At 69.9% G+C, this 19041-nt stretch carries 19 protein-coding genes and 1 pseudogene; 12 read left to right on the forward strand and 8 right to left on the reverse strand.

Annotated elements, in window-relative coordinates:
* Positions 1 to 218: 218 nt before the first annotated feature.
* Both OHB49_RS09250 and OHB49_RS09255 read left to right on the forward strand, forming a co-directional pair.
* Positions 219 to 398 (forward strand): annotated as a pseudogene (locus OHB49_RS09250) (serine/threonine protein kinase); the annotation flags it as partial.
* A 681-nt stretch (positions 399 to 1079) separates the two neighbouring features.
* Positions 1080 to 2051 (forward strand): hypothetical protein, encoded by a 972-nt coding sequence (locus OHB49_RS09255; RefSeq protein WP_329159383.1) that lies wholly within the window; start codon positions 1080 to 1082, stop codon positions 2049 to 2051.
* Between the two features lie 328 nt (positions 2052 to 2379).
* On the opposite strand, the gene OHB49_RS09260 is transcribed toward OHB49_RS09255, so the two are convergent.
* A complete protein-coding gene (locus OHB49_RS09260; protein ID WP_329159384.1) occupies positions 2380 to 2958 on the reverse strand; it encodes a 3'-5' exonuclease in 579 nt (192 codons plus the stop codon).
* Between the two features lie 382 nt (positions 2959 to 3340).
* Between OHB49_RS09260 and OHB49_RS09265 the strand changes: the two genes are divergently transcribed.
* Positions 3341 to 3523, forward strand: a complete 183-nt coding sequence (locus OHB49_RS09265; RefSeq protein WP_329159385.1) for a hypothetical protein — start codon at positions 3341 to 3343, stop codon at positions 3521 to 3523.
* Between the two features lie 16 nt (positions 3524 to 3539).
* Here OHB49_RS09265 and OHB49_RS09270 read toward each other — a convergent pair whose 3' ends face one another.
* Positions 3540 to 4163: an NADPH-dependent F420 reductase gene (locus tag OHB49_RS09270; protein ID WP_329159387.1), complete on the reverse strand. Its 624-nt coding sequence runs from the start codon at positions 4161 to 4163 to the stop codon at positions 3540 to 3542.
* A 33-nt stretch (positions 4164 to 4196) separates the two neighbouring features.
* Positions 4197 to 4931, reverse strand: a complete 735-nt coding sequence (locus OHB49_RS09275; protein ID WP_329159389.1) for an SDR family NAD(P)-dependent oxidoreductase — start codon at positions 4929 to 4931, stop codon at positions 4197 to 4199.
* A 144-nt stretch (positions 4932 to 5075) separates the two neighbouring features.
* Between OHB49_RS09275 and OHB49_RS09280 the strand changes: the two genes are divergently transcribed.
* The 4 genes from OHB49_RS09280 (at position 5076) to OHB49_RS09295 (ending at position 8656) form a co-directional block, all read left to right on the forward strand.
* The gene (locus OHB49_RS09280; protein ID WP_329159391.1) at positions 5076 to 5687 is read left to right on the forward strand and encodes a TetR/AcrR family transcriptional regulator; all 612 of its coding nucleotides are present in this window, start codon (positions 5076 to 5078) and stop codon (positions 5685 to 5687) included.
* 600 nt (positions 5688 to 6287) lie between these two features.
* Positions 6288 to 7094 carry a hypothetical protein gene (locus tag OHB49_RS09285; protein ID WP_329159394.1) on the forward strand — a complete coding sequence of 269 codons (807 nt, stop codon included), beginning with the start codon at positions 6288 to 6290 and terminating at the stop codon, positions 7092 to 7094.
* 152 nt (positions 7095 to 7246) lie between these two features.
* On the forward strand, positions 7247 to 7468 hold the full coding sequence (locus OHB49_RS09290) for a hypothetical protein (protein ID WP_329159396.1): 222 nt from the start codon (positions 7247 to 7249) through the stop codon (positions 7466 to 7468).
* Between the two features lie 123 nt (positions 7469 to 7591).
* On the forward strand, positions 7592 to 8656 hold the full coding sequence (locus OHB49_RS09295; protein WP_329159398.1) for a lipoate--protein ligase family protein: 1065 nt from the start codon (positions 7592 to 7594) through the stop codon (positions 8654 to 8656).
* A gap of 213 nt (positions 8657 to 8869) precedes the next feature.
* On the opposite strand, the gene OHB49_RS09300 is transcribed toward OHB49_RS09295, so the two are convergent.
* Positions 8870 to 9550 carry a response regulator gene (locus OHB49_RS09300; protein ID WP_030978018.1) on the reverse strand — a complete coding sequence of 227 codons (681 nt, stop codon included), beginning with the start codon at positions 9548 to 9550 and terminating at the stop codon, positions 8870 to 8872.
* Positions 9547 to 10695, reverse strand: coding sequence for a sensor histidine kinase (locus OHB49_RS09305; RefSeq protein WP_329159399.1), 1149 nt, complete (start codon positions 10693 to 10695; stop codon positions 9547 to 9549). The genes OHB49_RS09300 and OHB49_RS09305 overlap by 4 nt, the downstream gene beginning before the upstream one ends.
* Positions 10696 to 10863: 168 nt before the next feature.
* Between OHB49_RS09305 and OHB49_RS09310 the strand changes: the two genes are divergently transcribed.
* A complete protein-coding gene (locus OHB49_RS09310; protein WP_329159400.1) occupies positions 10864 to 11847 on the forward strand; it encodes a carboxymuconolactone decarboxylase family protein in 984 nt (327 codons plus the stop codon).
* Entirely contained in the window at positions 11844 to 12653 is an 810-nt protein-coding gene (locus tag OHB49_RS09315; protein ID WP_329159402.1) for a class I SAM-dependent methyltransferase, read from the forward strand. The genes OHB49_RS09310 and OHB49_RS09315 overlap by 4 nt, the downstream gene beginning before the upstream one ends.
* An 11-nt stretch (positions 12654 to 12664) precedes the next feature.
* Here OHB49_RS09315 and OHB49_RS09320 read toward each other — a convergent pair whose 3' ends face one another.
* Positions 12665 to 14119 (reverse strand): amidase, encoded by a 1455-nt coding sequence (locus OHB49_RS09320; protein WP_329159404.1) that lies wholly within the window; start codon positions 14117 to 14119, stop codon positions 12665 to 12667.
* A gap of 201 nt (positions 14120 to 14320) precedes the next feature.
* Between OHB49_RS09320 and OHB49_RS09325 the strand changes: the two genes are divergently transcribed.
* The gene (locus tag OHB49_RS09325) at positions 14321 to 15022 is read left to right on the forward strand and encodes a hypothetical protein (RefSeq protein ID WP_329159406.1); all 702 of its coding nucleotides are present in this window, start codon (positions 14321 to 14323) and stop codon (positions 15020 to 15022) included.
* The gene (locus tag OHB49_RS09330) at positions 15019 to 16047 is read left to right on the forward strand and encodes a nucleotidyl transferase AbiEii/AbiGii toxin family protein (protein WP_329159407.1); all 1029 of its coding nucleotides are present in this window, start codon (positions 15019 to 15021) and stop codon (positions 16045 to 16047) included. The genes OHB49_RS09325 and OHB49_RS09330 overlap by 4 nt, the downstream gene beginning before the upstream one ends.
* A 102-nt stretch (positions 16048 to 16149) precedes the next feature.
* On the opposite strand, the gene OHB49_RS09335 is transcribed toward OHB49_RS09330, so the two are convergent.
* Entirely contained in the window at positions 16150 to 16497 is a 348-nt protein-coding gene (locus OHB49_RS09335) for a hypothetical protein (protein ID WP_443079651.1), read from the reverse strand.
* 229 nt (positions 16498 to 16726) lie between these two features.
* Between OHB49_RS09335 and OHB49_RS09340 the strand changes: the two genes are divergently transcribed.
* The gene (locus tag OHB49_RS09340) at positions 16727 to 17500 is read left to right on the forward strand and encodes a hypothetical protein (protein ID WP_329159409.1); all 774 of its coding nucleotides are present in this window, start codon (positions 16727 to 16729) and stop codon (positions 17498 to 17500) included.
* Here the strand turns inward: OHB49_RS09340 and OHB49_RS09345 are convergent.
* Positions 17472 to 19031: an NCS1 family nucleobase:cation symporter-1 gene (locus tag OHB49_RS09345; RefSeq protein WP_030978037.1), complete on the reverse strand. Its 1560-nt coding sequence runs from the start codon at positions 19029 to 19031 to the stop codon at positions 17472 to 17474. The two genes, OHB49_RS09340 and OHB49_RS09345, sit on opposite strands and share 29 nt — an antisense overlap.
* Between the last annotated feature and the right edge of the window lie 10 nt (positions 19032 to 19041).

Raw genomic sequence — 19041 nt, forward strand, 5'->3', positions numbered from 1 at the left:
CAGGATCGGCGCGACGCGCAACTCGGCAACTCTGCGTCGTAAGTGTCGTACCGTTCGATTTCGCACGGGCGCCTCCTGGAGGGGGTGTCGGCTCCGAATGCGGCCCTCACGGGAGCAGGTGCGCTAAGGCCGCTGCGGCGCCCCCTTTCATCCGTGCTCTCGCGGTCATTCATGGCCTGCGGCGATCAAGACGGCTTCGGGCATGAGGAAGAGACACGGTGCTGATAGCGGACCGATACCGGCTGCGGGACGCCATCGGGCGCGGAGCGATGGGCGAGGTCTGGCGCGCCTTCGACGAGACACTGGACAGACCGGTAGCCGTGATACTGATTCTCACCCGGGATGCCGACCCCACCGCGGCCTCCCGCTTCCGCCTCGAGGCGCAGACCGCCGGCCGACGACACAAAGCCGAGGCCCGACAAGCCGGACAAGCACGGCGGCAAGGGCAAGCGCTGACGAGAGCCGGGGCGTTGGCGCTGCTCTGGCGTGGTGCAGTCCTCCCCGACAGTGACCGTCTTCTCACCGACTCCCGTCGCCCCGGGTCGCCCCGCCTCTCGGCAGCAGGTGCCAGAACCTCCGTCCCAACTCGAACGTGCTGCACGTCCACGGCTGCTGTCCGGGCAGTCCAGCAATCTCATTCGCAGCCGTTCGGGGACGTTCAGCCCTCCGGCAGCCCCCTCTGGGGCCCGGCCCGCGAACGACCGGAAATGACGGCGAATGGGTCCGTGCAGAGTCGGAAGGCGTCCGCCGCCCAAGATGGCACCCGTCGTCGCTCACGCTCAGCCGGGTACGCGGTCGCAAAATAGGCCGAGAAACCGGGCCCGGAGGACTCTGCCTGGCCTCCGAGATCACTGACAGGTGAGGCACACAGCCAGGCGAGGCAAAGCACCGCCCGGGTTTCAGATCGCATGGGCGGAGCGTTCTGACGCCTGCCGGAGATGCGTCAGCGCCTGCCCCTCGGCCGGTTCGCGTCGGCTCGCTGGTCGACTCCGGACTCGATCCGATCGACTCGCAGTCGCTGCCATCGTGCGGATGGCCGCCGAAGCGCTGCAGGGCGCGCTGGGGTTCAGGTCGAGGCTGTGAGCACCCCGGCGCTCAAGCGGGACAACAACCGCCTCGATCTCTTCTACCGGCAGCACGTCGTGGAGGTGAAGCCGGCCTTCCGCGAGGTCACCGCCGGTCACGAGGAGCCATCGGCTCGCAGAGACTCGCTCGACTGCCCGTTCCAGCTTGCCACCGAGTTGCCCGCCGCAGTCCTCGCACCCTCGGCATCGACATCACCGCCGCCGTCAAATGGCAGCGAGCCGCCCCCGGAGACCGGGCCACCAACGCTGCCGATGTCAGCAGCGGAGACCCCCAGCAACCTGACTGAATGGCCAGGCACAACAATCGCGCCCCACTGGCAACGCGCACCGCTTGGCCACCAGAATCACGCCATGGACGCAGGACTTGCAGGACTCCTCGGTGGCGTCATCGGCGCCGCGGTCGGCGCAGTCGGCGCTACGGCATCCGCCTGGATCACCGGAAGGAAGGCAGAGCAACAGGCCAAGATCCAGTCCGAGACACAGTTAGGGCAAGTCCGCCTTCAGATAGATGCTGAACGGACTCGTGCTCTTCTCGGATCTCGCAAGAGTGCCTATCTGGCCTTCGCCGAAAGCTGTCACCTGGTACAGGGGACGCTGAGCGAAGCGAGCATCAAACTTGGAGGCATCGAAGCAAGCGACCCTCCCGAGGAACGCGAAGAGCGCCGCCAAGCCGCCCGCCGCCTTTGGAACGAAGCACGAACGCTGAACCGCCAACTCGACCGCCTTCAGCACATTGTTTTCATGGAAGGTCCCAGCGAGATGGGCACTGCCGCGCAAGCGGCAACGGGCGCCTTGGTGCCGTATTTCGGTGCAGTCATCGACTGGCTGCACGCGGTTGACCATGAAACCGAAACGCCGCAGCACGGGGCAGAGTCGAATAGAGCGCACAGCGAGGCATACGGCAAGCTCCTGAAGTTCCTCTATGCCGCCGCGGATACCACCTTGCCGGACATCCAGGACCGGTGAGCCTGGGGTATCCCCTGATACGCCCACGCCCTGAGAGGTGGATTCACGTCAACGCGGCGTCGGCATTGCGTCAACAGTCGACGAGTATCTGCACGGGAGGCCCCAGCCGACTCCCTGGAGGGAGTTGGTGGAGTGCCAGGCTGCAGTTGCAGCGCCTCGGGCCGCACGGCTCGGCGCCACTGGCCTTCCGCCTGTGGCTATGCCCATGAGAACGGGTTCTGGTACACACTCTGTGGTCGGCGACGCTGCAGCCCAGCAGGCGGCCGAACCCAACAATCTGCGTAAGCCAGCGCGCTGCGCCGTTCGCCCGTCACCAGAGCGTGGGTGCCTAGTCTGGTGCGCCGGGCATGCCGGGCGGAACGGCAACGGCAACGAGCTGATCCCAGGTCTCGTAGCAGCTCGCCATCGCGACGAGGAGCTGTGCCGTGGCGTACGCGTCGTAGGTAGCACGATGCCTGCGAGCGGGGGCTGCTGAGAGGTCCGGCTGAACATGCTCGATCAGGGCGTCGAGTCCGTATGACGGCAGGTTCGCGTACGTGGCATTGGCGAGGCGGAGGGTGCCAATGACCCCGGCCGGCGCCCACTTCGGCAAGTGCGCGGTCAGCGCGCGGTAGTCGACGTGCGCGTTGTGGGCGCAGATCCACGCTGTGCCCAGGACGCCGTGGACCTGATCGGCAATCTCCCGCCATGCCGGGGCTTTCGCCAGAACCTCGTTGGTCAGGCCGTGCACGCGGGCCGCATAGGGCGTGACAGGGCGGGGCGGGCAAATCAGCCACGCCCCGGCTGTGCTGGTGTCCAGATTCCCGTCACGAACAGGCAGCGCGGCGACTTCCACCAGGTCCGGCGGATGGGTGCCGTTGCCCTCAACGTCCACGACGAGCAGTGCGGGCCAGGTGGAGAAGTTCATCATGCAGACGTCTCTCAGTTCTTCCGTGCGGCGAGGGCGGGTCAGCCCTGCAGCTCTGTCCGCGCCCGCTCCAGTTACCGTCACCGTGCCCGCGCCCGTGAGGGCTGCGCCTTCCCACGCTCCCTGAGCACGGGCCACGACACCGGTTGGGGAGTCACTTTGCCCCAGGGGCGTGTCGGAATGTTCACGAGAACTGGTTCTGGCTCAGGTTCCGGGTTCCGTGATGCGCGCATGCCGGGTTGCGGTCGATCGCCGGCCTGAGGTGGTGTCACGTGCTGGCGCTGTGGCGCGTCCGCGGCAGTGGGCGAATGCATTGCAGCACGCCTGGATCGCCCACCACCGGGCTACGGCCTTGACGAACAGCCAGACCTACACGCGCGTGATGAGGCTGCTTGCCGAGTTCACCGACGGCTGCCTGGCGGCCCGGGGGCTGGAGGCGGCCGAAGCACGACTGGACGGAGCGGTCATTGACCTGACGGAAGTGATCTTCGCCTTCGAGAAGGACGTGCAGGACCGCTACCCCACCGACTCGCCAACGGGCTCACTTGGCGACTCCCTTCGGTGATCCGTCAACCGTTTACTCAGACGGCAAGTTCGGTGATGCTGAGGGCGAAGTCCAAGTTCCCCACCCCGTGGTTGGCGAGGCCCACCGTGACCACGCCCGCTCCTTCCAGCCAGTGCGCCATTTTCAGGCCGCCGACGTCCAGCGGGCGCAGCCCGAGGCTCTCGATGAACGCCTCCACACTTGCCTTGGCCTGCGCATTATCGCCAGCGATGAAGACGTCGGGCCGACCCTGCTCCAGAACATGACGGAAAATGGTGTTGAACGCCTTCACCACGCTGGCGCTGGCCGGGGCCGCCTTGGCGACTTCCTGCGCGATCGAGGTCTCCTCGCGGTGGGCTAGCCCGTCGAACGTGGAGTTGAAGGGATTGCTGATGTCGACGATGACCTTGCCCGCGAGAGCGTCTCCGTACTGGGCGACGACCGGCACGACGCCGTCGTACAACAGGGCCACGATGACGATGTCCCCGGCCGGGGCGGTGCCCCATTCTCCCGTCGTGGCGCCGCCACCGAGAGCTTTGGCCAGGTCAGCGGCCTTGGACTGATCGCGGCCCATGACCTCGACGGTGTTGCCGCCCGCTATCGCCCGCGCTCCGATGGTGCGGGCCATGTTCCCGGTGCCGATGATGCTGATGTTGCTCATGAGATGCCCTGCCCTGGTTGTGTGTTGTTCGGTTTAGATGACGGTGGTGCCGCCGTCGGCGACGAGTTCCATGCCGTTGACGTAGCTGGAGTCGTCGGAGGCGAGGAAGAGGGCGGCGGTGGCGATTTCGTCGGGGCGGCCCATCTGGCCGCGGGGGATGAGGGACTCGAACTGGCGCTTGGTGGCCTCGTCGAAGAGTTCTTCCTGCTTGGCGGTGGCGACCTGGCCGGGGGTCAGGACGTTGACGCGGATGCGGCGGTCCTTGAGCTCGTTGAGCCAGACGCGGGCCCATGCCTGCTGGACGGCCTTGCTGCCGGCGTAGACGCTCCAGCCGGGGAAGGCGCCGAGGGAGGCGTTGGAGCCGGTCATGAGGATGGAGCCGCCGTCATTGAAGAGCGGGAGGGCCTTTTGGACGGTGAACAGGGTGCCGCGGGCGTTGAGGTGGAACGCGGCGTCGAAGTGGGCCTCGGTGATCTCGCCGAGCGGGGCGGGCTCGCCCCCGCCCGCGCTGGCCCACAGCACGTCGAGGCTTCCCTTCTCCCGCTTGACGGTGTCGTACAGGCGGTCCAGGTCGTCCAGGTTGGCGGCGTCGCCCTGGACGCCGGTGACGTTGCGGCCGATCCGCTTCACGGCCTCGTCCAGGGCGTCCTGGCGGCGGCCGGTGATGAAGACGTGCGCTCCCTCGTCGACAAACAGCTTCGCGCCTGCCAGCGCCATGCCGGTGGTGCCGCCGGTGATGACCGCGACCTTGCCGTCAAGCTTTCCCATAGTCATTCCCTTGGGTCGGTGGTGTCGTGTGTACCTGGGCCGACGGCGTTAAGTACACCGCCCTGTGTGCTTACGGTACTGGGCGGGCGGGCGGGACGCAAACTATGTACACCGGTCGTTACCTAGCTGCGGTACGATGGACCCATGACGGAGTTGGAGAAGGGCCCCACGGGCCGCCGCCGCGGCCGGGGCGCCCGCGAGCGCATCCTCAGCGCGTCCCAGCAACTGTTCCGCGAGCAGGGCATCAACGGCACCGGCATGGACCAGCTTTGCGCGGCGGCCCAGGTGTCCAAGCGCACGGCCTACCAGCACTTCACCGGCAAGGACGAACTCGTCGCCGAGTACCTGCGCCGGTTCGACCCCTCTGTTCTGTCCGGCGTGTTCGACCGCACCGACCTCACGCCCCGCGAACGGCTCCTCGCCGCCTTCGACATCCCCCCCACCACGCCGCTGTGCCCCTACATCGCCGCCGCCGTCGAACTCCACGACCCCGAGCACCCCGCATCCCAGTACGCACGCGACTACAAGAAGGCCGTCGCCGCGCGGCTCGCCGATACCGCCCGCGAAGCCGGCGCCGCCGACCCTGAACAGCTCGGCGAGCAGCTCGCGCTGCTCATCGACGGCGCCGCGGCCCGCACCCGGGTCCTCAACGCCGACGCCTTCCCCACCGCCGCCGCCATCGCCGCCGTCCTCATCGACAACGCCATCCCCGCCACAGCCAGCGATGACCGGCGACGGGAGGAAGTGTCGAGTTAACGTGGCACTCCGCGGCCGGGCTGGACGCGCTGCCGGTCGGGCGGCTGCACCGGCTGGTACGCGACACCAGCCGCCCGGCACCTGACCCGGACCTGCTGGCTTTTACGGAACTGGCCGGCCCGCCTGCCCGCGACCGACCGGGCCGCGCAATTCCCACCGGGTGCCGAGTGACCAACCGGCTACACCCGGGCATCGTGGTGAAGCGGGAGGACACCAAGAAAACGCCGGGGCAACCTGCTCGGCGCGCGCTGACGACCCCGGAGCCCGAACTGCGGTGGACCGCCGCCGACGACCGGATCGACGATCGCAGGCCGAAGCCGGCGGCACCCCGTGGGCGTCGCGAGCACATCGCGCGGCTCCGTCCTCAGGCATCCCGAGGCGGTGGACCTCGCCGCACTGTTCCAGCTCCGCCAGGAAGCCCTTGCGCTCCAGGGGCGGCGCCACATTTGCCTGCCACCCCCACACAACTCAGTTGAGAGGGGATCGGTTCACCCTGGTCAACCTTGCGCCTTGTGAGGAGTTCCTCAGGTCAACTACAGAGTCCTCTTATGAACGGCCGAAAGACTCTGCGCAGTTGCACAAGCGATGAGGAGAGCCGTCATGAACGACTACGACGCAACAAGACACTCGCCGGCCGGGTCAGCCCCGGGAACCGTGGCCGTGCAAGCACGCCGGCCGAGCGTACGGCGGTTGCTGTCGAAGAAGAGGGGTGGATGGATCGTGGCCGCCGGGCTGACGTGTGCGGTGGCCGGACTCACCGATGCCGGCCCGTCCGCGGCGGCGGAGTTCCCGTCGTCCGCGTCGTCCCTTTCGGCCACAGCCACGTCTTCACCGACCGTAAGGCCCAGCCTGCCCACGGGCGGTGGGCCAGTGTCCGGGCCGGCCGCCGGGGGTGCGACCGGCATCGTCGAAACCACGTCCACGTCGGGCTTCACCTTTGCGACGGCAACGGGTGTGGAGGTGACCGTCACCGAGGCGTCCTCCACGAAATACACGAGGGGTACCCACCGCGCCTCGGCCCGCGCCGTGAAGAAGGGTGCAAGCGTCCTCGTCCTGGGGACGGTCGACAGCGCGACCATCGCGGCTGCGCGGGTCATCGTGCAACCCCGGGGTGACGGCGGAGTTGCGGCTGCCGAGGCGGCGGGGGTGATCCCCTTCAAGCAGGGGACGCCGTCACCGGCGAAGTCGGTCGGTCGGATCCCGGACTACACCGAGGGAGAGGGGACGATCGTCAGCGGGGCGGCGGCGGACAAGGCGACGAAGGCCGCGCAGGCCATCGTCCCCGGAGGCATCAACGACCGGGTGGTGAAGCTGAGCAACGGCGAGTACGAGGTCCACAACATCAGCGTCAACTGGCCGCACCACGTCTTCGTAAGCAAGAACTTCAAAGTCCTCGGCTACGAGTAGCCGCCGCTATAACGCGCCGGTGCCCGTGACCCGCGCTTCGGGACCCACGGTGGGCTTGTGCCAGCGCGGAGGTCAGCTCTGCGCTGGCACAGGTCCATCCGGTAGCGGTCCCGCTCGAGCAGGCCGAGGGCCCTCAGCGTCCGCCAGGCGGGATGGCCCAGGCGCGCCCGGCTGATGGTGCGGCGGGCCAGCGGACACAGGGCCTGGGCCGCCTCCCGCAGGAGTTGCCGCGGGGCGAGCAGTTCGTCCCGGAGCTGCTCTACGGCCCTTCGCTCGGCCACGTCCGCCACGGCGAGGTAGCCACCTCTCCCGGCGTCCACGTGCTTGCTCAGGCTCCGAACGCGCTCACCGGCCGGCCCGCAACCTTCGGTTGACGTGATCCCGGACAACAGCTTCATCAGATTGAATATGCGGATTAAACCGCATGGCGGCTGGGTTATGTCGGTCGGAGCCGATTCGTAGATGGAAGCGAGTCGGGCGGATCTGGAGGCAGGGCCGTGCACGGTGAGTACAAGGTTCCCGGCGGCAAGCTGGTCGTGGTCGATCTGGACGTTCAGGGCGGCGCGCTGCGCAACGTACGGGTTGCCGGCGATTTCTTCCTGGAGCCCGACGAGGCCATCCTCGCGATCGACGCGGCCCTGGAAGGCGCCCCGGCCAACACCGACGCCGCCGGGCTCACCGCCCGCATCGACGCGGCACTCCCCGCCTCCACCCTCATGCTGGGCCTGACCTCCGAAGGCATCGCCGTTGCCGTACGCCGGGCCCTCGCACAGGCCACCGAGTGGAGCGACTACGACTGGCAGCTCATCCACGAGGCGCCGCAGTCCCCCGCACTCCACATGGCGCTCGACGAAGTCATCACCGCCGAGGTCGCGGCCGGCCGCCGGCCGCCTACGCTGCGGGTCTGGGAATGGGCCTCCCCCGCCGTGATCATCGGCAGCTTCCAGTCCCTGCGCAACGAGGTCGACCCGGCGGGCGCCGAGCGTCACGGCGTCAGCGTCGTCCGGCGTATCTCCGGCGGCGGCGCCATGTTCGTGGAGCCCGGCAACACCATCACGTACTCGCTCTCCGTCCCGGACGCCCTCGTCTCCGGCCTCTCCTTCGCGGACAGTTACGCCTACCTTGACGACTGGGTGCTCGAGGCGCTCGGCGACATGGGCATCAAGGCCTGGTACCAGCCGCTCAACGACATCGCGACCGACATCGGGAAAATCGCCGGAGCGGCCCAGAAGCGCATCGTGGGCCCCGGCGGCGGGCCCGGCGCCGTGCTGCATCACGTCACGATGTCCTACGACATCGACGCCGACAAGATGCTCGATGTCCTGCGCATCGGCAAGGAAAAGATGTCCGACAAGGGCACGACGAGCGCCAAGAAGCGCGTCGACCCACTCCGCCGGCAGACCGGCCTGCCGCGCGAGACTGTCATCGACAACATGATCGACTCCTTCCGCAAGCGCCACGGCCTCACCCAGGGGGCAGTGACCGCTGAAGAGCTGGCAGAGGCGGAAGAACTCGTGCGCATCAAGTTCGGCACTCCCGAGTGGACGGCACGGGTGCCGTAGCAGTTGTCGACTTGCTCCGAGGCCGTGTCGCTCCGTCCAAGTACTGTCAGTTCAGGGCCTCTTGCTGTCGCCGGAGAAGCATTGTGGTGTTTCGCCGTACGACCTTCGTGGAGCCCGGCAGCACTCTCACGTACTCGCTCTCCGTCGTGAGAACTGCGGTCGGGCGAAGGTACTTGCGGGGCCCCGTGATTCCCGTAGGCCGACCCGGACCTCTCAGTGTGGGTCCCGTGGCGTGACGAGGCCGGACTCGTAGGCGAAGACGACGAGTTGGGCCCGGTCGCGGGCGCCGAGCTTCGTCATCGCCCGGCTGATGTGGGTCTTCGCGGTGAACGGGCTGATCACCATGTGCGCGGCGATCTCCTCGTTGGTCAGCCCCCGTGCGGCCAGCGCACTCACCTCGCGTTCGCGGCGGGTCAGGGTCTCGAAGCCGGGGGCCGTGGCCCGGTCGGGCGGCCGGGAGACGAACTCGCCGATCAGCCGACGGGTGATGGCGGGCGACAGCAGGGCGTCGCCGCGGGCCGCTACCCGGATGGCCTGGAGGAGTTCGGCGGGTTCGGTGTCCTTGAGAAGGAACCCGGCGGCCCCGGCGCGCAGCGCGTCGAAGACGTACGCGTCGAGCCCGTAGTTGGTGAGGATGACGACGTGCACACCGGCCAGTAGCGGGTCGGCGGCGATCTCGCGGGTGGCCTCGATGCCGCTCATCACGGGCATCTGTACGTCGACGAGGGCCACGTCCGGGACATGGCGGCGGGCCAGTTCCACTCCTTGACGGCCGTCGGCTGCCTCTCCGATCACTTCGATGCCGTCCTCGGCGTCCAGCAGGGCGCGGAACCCGGCACGCATCAGGGCCTGGTCGTCGACGATCAGCACCCGGATCGTGTCCTGGTGGTTCATACGATGGTTCCCGATGTCTGCAGGGGAAGTTCGGCCCGGACGGAGAAGCCGCCGTCCGGGCGTGATGCGGCGGCAAGGGTGCCGCCGAGGGCCCTGACACGTTCTCCCATGCCGGTGAGTCCGGTGCCCGCGGTGACGGCTTCGCCGGGGGCGCCGGGGGCGCCGGGCCCCTGATCGTCGACGCGCACGGTCAGCACATGTTCGCCGTAGACCAGTTCGATGGTTGTCCTGGCGCGGTCGGCGTGCCGGGCCACATTGGTGAGTGCTTCCTGCACAATGCGGTACGCGGCCCGGTCGACGTCCGACGGCAGGGTGCGTTCGACGCCCGTCACGGTGACGGAGAGTTCGATGCCCGCGGTACGGGCCCGCTCGGCCAGCTCGTCGATGCGGTCCAGCCCCGTGCCCGGCGCCACCACATCGGTGCGCAGTACCTCCAGAGTCGCCCGCAGTTCCCGCATCGCCTCGCCGCTCGCCTCCTGAATCGCGAGCAGCGCCGGCTCCACCTCGCTGCCCCGCTTGCGCGCCAGGTGCACCGCAACTCCCGTCTGGAGCTTGACGATCGAGATGGAGTGGGTCAGCGAGTCGTGCAGCTCCCGGGCGATCCGTAGCCGCTCCTCACCGGCACGGCGCAGCGCTGTCTCCTCTCGGTTGCGTTCGGCGTCGAGCGCCCGCTGCTCGGTCTGGCGGAGATACGCCTGCCAGTTCTTGTCGATGAGTCCGGTGACCCCGGCGCAGAGGAACCAGCCGAGCAGCAGCAGCGTCCGCTCGACGGTGTCCTGCGTGCCCGGTGCGGCGATGATCAGTACCGTGAAGTAGCCGGCGAGGAAGAGGGTGCCCGCGGCGATGGCCCACGCGCGCCGTCCGCCGCGCGCCGCCGTGTGCACGGCTGCCAGCACGGGGAACGCGGCCCAGCTGCCGGGGTGCGCGTGCACGACGTACCCCAGCATGGCGACGGTGGTGACGGCGAGCACGGCGCGCGGAGCCCACCGGTGCCCGGCAAGCGCCAGGGTGCCCGCTGCCATGAGCAGCAGGTCGAGTGTGTCCGGTCTGGATGCGGCACAGGCCGCGGCGAGGACCGCCGCCCCGATGGCGACGGCGAGCGCCGCGTCCAGCAGGCGAATCCGCCGGTCGATGTCCCCCTGCATGAGCCGGACCCTAACTCCCGCACGACAGCCCCGTCATCATCCTGCTGGACGGGCTCCGCGCTACTCCCGGGGTAGTAGTCGCGGCCGACTCCGGTCGTCCGGAATCACCCTCAACTGCCTTCGGAGGTACGACGACCGGGCACGGTGCGGCGGGCGAGCATCGTCGCCATGACCGGAACCTTCCGATACACCTCACCCGAACCGCCGAGAGCAGCGACGGGAGTGGTCGCCGATGTGTACGCACAGCTGGCCACCGACTTCGGTATCGATCGCGCCACGACCTTCGTCGTCCTGTCCGCATCGCCACCTCTGCTGGCCGGCACCTGGGCCGTCATGCGGGAGTCCCTGCTGGCCGGGCAGGCATCGCGCACCGGCAAGGAGGTGGTGGCGGCGGGGGTGTCGCTCGCCAACCGGTGCCCGTACTGCGTCACCGCGCACACCGTGCTCCTGCATGCCACCGGCGACCACGCGCTGGCCGAGAGAATCGCCCGTGGCGAGCAGCCCGAGAACCCTGAACACCGTCAACTGCTGGCGTGGGGAAAGGACATGAGTACGTCACAGCCGTTCCCTTCCGGGCAGGCACCGGAGTACATCGGGACGGCGCTCGCCTTCCACTTCATCAACCGAATCGTGTCGTCCCTGCTGACGGAAGACATGCTGCCCGGGGGCGCCCAGAAATACCGCCTGGTACGGAGCGTGGCGGGCCGCTCGCTGGCCCGTACGGTCCGTCGTGAACTTGTTCCCGGCGAGAGCCTCGTCCTGCTGGAGACGGAGGGAGCGGCGCCCGGGTGGGCGGCGGACACCCCGATCGGCACCGCGTTCGGCGCGCTGCGTAAGGCGGCGCACCTGGGTGCGGGGCTGCTCAGTGACGAGGACGCGGAGCTGGTACGGACATCGGTGGCGGCCTGGGACGGCGTCTCACCGTTCCCCCTGCAGGGTGAGGGGCTGCCGGACCGGGCGGAGCGGCCGGGTGCACGGCTGGCGCTGCTCGCGGCGCGCGCCCCGTACTGGATCACGGACGAGGACGTGGCGGCCTGGCCGGCACCGCCGTTCACCGATCACTGCCTGGTTCATCTGATCGCGTTCGGCGCGATCTGCGCCGTCGAGCGCATGGAGGCCACCCTGACCGCACGGACCGAGGAGCACGCATGACCGTCACCGACGCGTGGAACGGGCAGCTCGGCCGGCACTGGGCCGACCATCCCGACCGCTACAACGCCATGGTGGCCCGCTTCGACGAGCCGCTGTTCGACGCCGCGGCGATCGGCACGGAGGACCGGGTGGTCGACATCGGCTGCGGCAGCGGGTTCTCGACCCGGCGCGCCGCGCGGCGCGCCCCACGGGGCCGGGTCACCGGCGTCGACGTCTCGGTGCCGCTCCTAGAGCGCGCCAGGGCCGACACCGACGCCGGGGAGTACCCCTCGGTCTCCTACGAGTTGGGGGACGCGCAGGTCCATCCCTTCGAGCCGGCCGGCCATGACGTGGCGATCAGCCGGGGCGGCGTGATGTTCTTCGCCGATCACGTCGCGGCGTTCACCAATATCGCCCGTGCCCTGCGCCCCGGCGGCCGGCTGGCGTTCATCTGCCCGCAGCCCCCGTCGCCGGACGGCGAGGAGCGCAAGGCGCTCGGGCTGCTGGCTTCCCTGCTGGGACAGGAGCACGCGGTGGAGAACGCCGTGGCGGTGGCGATGGCCTCGCTCTCGGACCCGGAGCGCGTCCGGAAGGTGCTGGGCGCGGCGGGTTTCGAGGAGATCGGCATCGTCCCCGTGACGGCCACGACCCGCTGGGGGCGGGACGCGGCGGACGCGGTGGACTTCTTCGTCTCCCGTACGCCGGGTCTCACCGTCTCCGACGCCACCCGGGCCTCGATGATGGACACCCTGCTGCCGTACGAGACCGCGGAGGGCGTACTGCTGAGGGCGGGGGTGTGGGTGGTCGGCGCCCGCCTGCCGCTCTGACCGGCGATGGGTCACGAACCCCCGGAGGCCGGCGGCCGGTGCTCGTACCACCGCTGATCGGCCTCCAGCTGGGCCGCCAGGGAGATCAGCAACTCCTCGCTGCGGGACGGGCCGAGCAACTGGGCACCGACGGGAAGTCCGTCGGCCGTGAACCCGGCCGGGACATTGATGCCGGGCCAGCCCAGCACATTCCACGGCCAGGCGTACGGGCACGCCTCGGTGATCGCAACATCGGTACGCCAGGCGCTCAGGCCGTCGAATGCGCCGATCCGGGGTGGGGGCTCGGCGGTGGTCGGGGTCAGCAGCACGTCGTACCCGGCCCCGGCCGGGGAGGTCCGGAAGAGCCTGCCGATCCTGCGGTGCTGGCGCACCTCCCGTGCCCTGGCCGCTCGCACCACCCGGCCGCCGAGCCGGGTGCCGGTGCGCAGGGCGCTGCGGGTGCGCGGGTCGAGGAGGGCGGGTTCGGGGTGGAGCGCGGCGAGTTCGGCGATCCCGGCGGTGGCGCGGGGGACGAAGCCGAGGCCGATCAGCCCGTAGCGCGGCCTGGCCTCCTCGACATGGTGGCCGAGCCGGGCGAGGGCCTCGGCGAGCGCGGTGACGGCCCGTCGTACGGCCGGGTGGGGGGCCGAGCCGGTGAGGGTGAGCGGGGGCCGCCAGGCGAGGGCGATCCGCAGCCTGCCCGGGTCGCGCCCCGCAGCGGCCGAGGCGGCGACGGGCGGCGGCCGGTGCAGGTCGTCGGGGTGCGCTCCGGCTACGGCGTCGAGCAGCAGTGCGGCATCGGCGACGGTCCGGGCCAGCGGGCCGTTGACGGTGAGGCCCTGGAAGGCGTCGTGGTGCGGGTGGACGGAGATCCGGCCGCGCTGCGGTTTGATACCGACGAGATGTGTCCATGCGGCGGGGATCCGGACGGACCCGGCACCGTCCGAACCGAGCGCGGCGGGCACCAGCCCGGCGGCGACGGCCGCCGCCGAACCTCCGGACGAACCTCCCGGGGTGTGCCCGGTGTGCCACGGGTTACGGGTGGCGCCGAAGGCGGGTCCTTCGGTGAAGGGCCACTGGCCGAGCTCGCAGGAGTTGGTCTTCCCGACGATCACTGCCCCGGCGGCGCGCAGCCGGCGCACGACCTCGCTGTCCTCGGCGGCCGCGGGCAGATCGCCGCGACAGCCGAAGTGGGTGGGCATCCCCGCGATATCGGTGTCGTCCTTGACCGCGACCGGCACCCCGAGCAACGGCAGCCGCTCACCGGCGGCGAGCCGCCGGTCGGCTTCCTCGGCTTCGGCAAGCGCGGACGTGGCACGCAGATGACGGAACGCGTTGAGAGTGCTCTGGCTCGCTTCGATCCGTGCGAGGGCCGCGGACACCTGCTGTGTCGAGGTGGTGCGGCCGTTGGCCAACGCCCGTGCGGTGTCGACCAGTCCGGCCGAATCGGTCGGCTCGGTGAGTTCCACGGCTTCTGCTGAGGACATGGGGTGCCCGCCTCCCGCATATCGGTGCGTGCCCGCACCTGACGGCCCGTACAGACTTACTGGAGGGTAACGAGTGGGGGCGGTCCACTCAACCGATCCACGCGGAGTGCAGGGCGTGGCGCTGAGTGTCAGTGCCGGTTGCTACGTTCTCCGAAAGCGGGCCGAGACAGCGCGCGCAGCACAACGGGGCAGGTGGGGCCAGTGGGAACAGTCGTCGAGAGAGCGTTCCGGGGAGAGTTCGAGACGCACCTGACGGTGCGTCCCGATGCCCACACCGTCAGCGGCGCACGCCTGGAGCGCTGGGCCGGTCAGCACGGCCTGAAGCTCACCCGCATCGTCCTGGATCGCGGCGCCGTGCCCGACCAGCCCATGCTGACCGAACAGGGCCGGGGCACCCTCGCCGAGCAGCGGGCCACCGCCCGGCTCCGGTCCGCCGAACTGCGGGCGGCGGGCTTCTCCGTCGTACGGGTGAAGATCGAAGCCGCTCCCTGGAACGAGGACATACCGCGGACGGCGGACGAGGCGGCCGAGCTGTCGTCGGTCTGCCACTTCGAGCACCACGTCAAGCTGCTGCTGTCGGATGAGCCGGAGGTGTCCGCGGCGCGGGACGTGGCCGAGCGGCACAGCGCACATCTCTCGCGCAACGCCCGCCGCACCGCCGGGCACGGGCGCCACGAACGGTTCGTCACCCAGCGCTGCCGCGGGGTCGGCCGATCGGAAGCCCGTGCCCGGCTCGACGACCTGCTCGGTGCGCTGGCCGCCGCCGGTTTCGAAGTGGCTGAGGTCGAGGAGGAGTTCGTGGTGTACGACGACCATCCGGCAGTGGACGCGGGCTGGATCGACGAACGGACCGAGCGACCGGCCGGGGAACGAGGCGAGCGGTGGCCCGAGGTGACCGTATGAGCGCGCCGGACCGGCCGTTCCCCGGCGAGCCGACATTCCGCGACCCCTCCCTCGCACCGCGCTGGCGGACCGCCCGGCGCACCGTTCAGGACCATCTGCTCCGGGTGATCACCGAGTCGTCGTGGGGCGACGGCCTGATCCTGCGCGGCAGCCTGCCCCTCCAGGCCTGGGTGGGCGCTGCTGCCCGGGAACCGGGCGATCTGGACTGGATCGTGCTGGAGCCCTCGGCGGACGACTTCGTCAACCGCCTCGACCCCTATCCGTACGTCGACGGGATCGACGTCGTCCAGCAGTGGCCCGAAGCCGCCGACGGCGCGGCCGCCCCCGAGCTGTGGACGGACGGAGACTGCCACGCCACCGGCGGGGCCCGGCCGGCGCTCGCACCCGACGGACTGCACTGGCTCGACTCCGACGCCCTGGAGCCGAGTTCCGATCCTCGGGACGAGGTCGTCGCAGCGCTCAAGGCGGGTCCGCCACCGCCCGAGGGCCTCCGGATCGAGCCCGGCGCGGTGACGTCGGACGGCGTGTGGATGTACCGGACGTACGAGACGCCCGGGGTCCGAGTCGTCGTCCCCTGGCAGGCGGACGGGCTGCCGCCGGGTGAGCTGCGGATGGACTTCGCCCAGGACGAGCGGCTGCCCGAAGCCCCTGTGTGGACGGCCTGCCCGCGCATCGACGGCGGGCAGCCCATACCGGTGCGCACGGCGAGTCAGGGGCTCTCGCTCGCCTGGAAGCTGTTGTGGCTCTCCGAGGACCAGCAGGCGGAGGGACGTTCGGCAGCCAAGGACCTGTACGACGCGGTGCTGCTGGCGGAGCACCCGCGGACCCTGCTGCCGTCGCGGCTGCTGCGCGCGGTGCTCGGCCCGCACGCGGCCGGCTTCAGCCCGGAGACGGTACTGGACTGGCTGGTGGACTGGTCGGCGTTCCACGCGGAACACCGGTGGGTGGAGGGCGATCCGGACGGGCTGCGGGCGCGGTTGGCCGGTGCGCTCGCCGCTCTCCTGGATCCGGCTCCGGAGCGCTGATGTCCCGGACGACGGGTCGGAGACGGTCTCGGGGCCGGTACCCGCGGTGGCGCACGACATCGGCCGCCACAGGGACCGGACCCGACTTGTCCCGTGCAGGCCTTACGGCTGGACGCTGATCTCGCCGATCCCGGTGCCGAGGCCGGCGCAGTGCGCGGTGGACTGGCCGGACTGGCCCGGGTTGAGGGTGACGTGTTCACCGTCCACGTCGGGCGACCAGCCGCAGACCAGGTGCACCCAGAAGGTCTGCGCACCGGTGCCGTTGTTCCGGCACAGCGCGTATCCCGTGTAGTCGTCGATCTCGTGCTTACCGGTCTCGCAGGACAGACCGGGCGGCGTCGCCAGGGGCGTGACGGCGGTGGCCGAGGTCGCGGGTACCGCGAGGGCGGCGGTCGCCCCCGCGACCACGGCGCTCCGCAGCACGGCCCTGGACGCACTCCCCATGGACATGGACATCGACATGAACGGCTTCATGTTTCGTTTTTCCCCTTCGCGGTCACGAACTCGGTGCCCCGACACCGTCCCCCACGGTCCGTGACCAAAAACAAGGCAGGACATCACCCTGTGTACGCGGGTGGAGGTCCCGGGCCGAAATCGCGGCCGACCCCACCGCGGCGTACGCTCAAAAAGTCGGACCGCGGACCTGAACGGTCCGACAGCCCCTGCCGAGGGAGGCGACGTGACCGGCCCACACATCGGCATACGCACGACCGTCTGGGCAGCGACCGTCGTGCTCGGTCTCACGAGTGGCGGCGTGCTCGGCTCAGGTACGGCGCGGGCGGACGACCCCATCGACACACTCTCCGCCCGGCAGATCGCCGACCGCTCCAGCGACGCCCTGCGGGGCGCGCGTTCCATGCACCTCAGCACCCGCAGCGCGCCGGCCGACGGCGGCGCGCCGACGACCCTGGATCTCATCGTGGACCGGGCCGGCAACTGCACGGGGTCGGTGGGCCTCGGCGGGAAGCAGGGGTCCGTGCGGATCGTGAAGCGGGGCGACACTGTCTGGGTCAGACCGGATGCCCAATTCTGGAAGAACCGGGACCCTGACGTCGGCTCCGCCCTCGCCGCGATTCTCGCCGGGCGCTATATGAAGGGCTCGGCCTCGGACCCGCGGCTGAGCAGCCTGTCGGGCGCCTGCGACCTGGCCACGTTCCAGAAGGTGGTCAGCGACAACGCGAAAAGCGACAAGGGGACGCTGACGAAGGGAAAGAAGACCACACTCGCGGGGGCCCCGGTCGTCCCGCTGGTCCGGACGTGGCACGGTCAGAAGGTGACGATGTACGTCGCGGCCACGGGCAAGCCGTATCCGCTGAGGATCGATGTGACGGGCGGCTCGCCGAAGGCGGACGCAACCGTGGGCTTCTCCGCCTTCGACAAGCCGGTACCCACGACCACGCCGCCGCCGGACGAGACCGTCGGCATCAATGTGCAGGAGACCCGTGCGACCTGACGGCCGGCCTGCCGCTGAGCAGCACGTACAGCACCAGTGAGGAGGCCAGGCCGACCGCCCAGCCGTAGTCCGCGAGCGGCTTCAGGAACGGGATCAGGCCGTCCGCCGGGAACGGGCCCTTGCCGGGGGCCGAGTGGGAGCCGCCGATCGCGAGGATGCCACCGACGGCGAAGGCCACGACGGCGCGCCAGTTCCAGCCCTGCGTGTACCAGTAGCGGCCGCCGGGGCGGTAGAGGTCGGCGAGGTCGAGGACGGTGCGGCGGACGATCCAGTAGTCGGCGATCAGGATGCCCGCGACCGTACCGAGCAGACCCCCGACCAGGCCGAGCCAGGTGAAGATGTACAGCTCGGGGGTCTCGGTGAGCTTCCACGGCATGATCAGGACGCCGACGACCCCGGTGATCAGCGCTCCCGTACGGAAGTTGATGAGCTTGGGGGCGAGGTTGGCCAGGTCGTACGCGGGTGACACCACGTTCGCCGCGATGTTGACGGAGATCGTCGCGACCAGCACCGTCACCAGGGCATAGAGCAGACCGAAGACGTTGTCGGTCCTGGCGACGAGCTGGACCGGGTCCCAGATCGCCTCGCCGTACACGGCCTGCGAGCCGGAGGTGACGAGGACCGAGAGCAGCGCGAAGAGGGTCATCGTGGTCGGCAGGCCCAGCGACTGGCCCCAGACCTGGGCGCGTTGGCCGGCGCCGAAGCGCGTGAAGTCGGGAATGTTGAGCGATAGCGTGGCCCAGAAGGCGATCATGCCCATCAGGGACGGGAAGAAGACCGGCCAGAAGTCCGCGCCCCAGCCGAGCTTCGACGGCTGGTCGAGCAGCGGGCCGAAGCCACCGGCCTTGACGGCGACCCAGATCAGCAGCACCACGGCGCCGACGATGACGAACGGCGCCGCCCAGTTCTCGAACCGGCGCAGGGTGTCCATCCCCCGGTAGATGATGGCGAGTTCGAGTGCCCAGAAGAGGACGAAGCAGAGCCAGAGCGTCCACGGCTGCCCGCCGATCTCGGAGGCGCTCGCCCAGCCGCCGAAGATCTTCCCGAGCAGCGTGAAGATGCCGACGCCGCCGATCCAGGTCTGGATGCCGAACCAGGCGCAGGCCACCGCGGCGCGGATCAGCGCGGGCAGATTGGCGCCGCGCAGGCCGAAGGATGCGCGGGCCAGAACGGGGAACGGGATGCCGTACTTGGGTCCGGCGTGGCCGGTGAGCAGCATCGGGCCGAGCACGATCAGGTTGGCCAGCGCGATGGTGAAGACGGCCTGCTTCCAGTCCATGCCGAGGGCGACGAGGCCGGAGGCGAGCAGCCAGGACGGGATGTTGTGGGCCATCCCGACCCAGAGCGCGGCGAAGTTGTACGTCGTCCAGTTGCGCCGTTCCAGGGGAACGGGCAGCAGGTCGTCATTGGTGAACCGGTTGTCGGCGGGGACGGAGCCGGGTGCGAGTTCCACGCGTCCTGACAGATCGGCTATCAGGTCCTGCGATGGGGACGGTGGAGTCGGCGGGGTGGGTGGGGCTGTCGATGCCATGGCGGCTGGA

The organism is Streptomyces sp. NBC_01717, assembly GCF_036248255.1.
GTDB lineage: Bacteria > Actinomycetota > Actinomycetes > Streptomycetales > Streptomycetaceae > Streptomyces.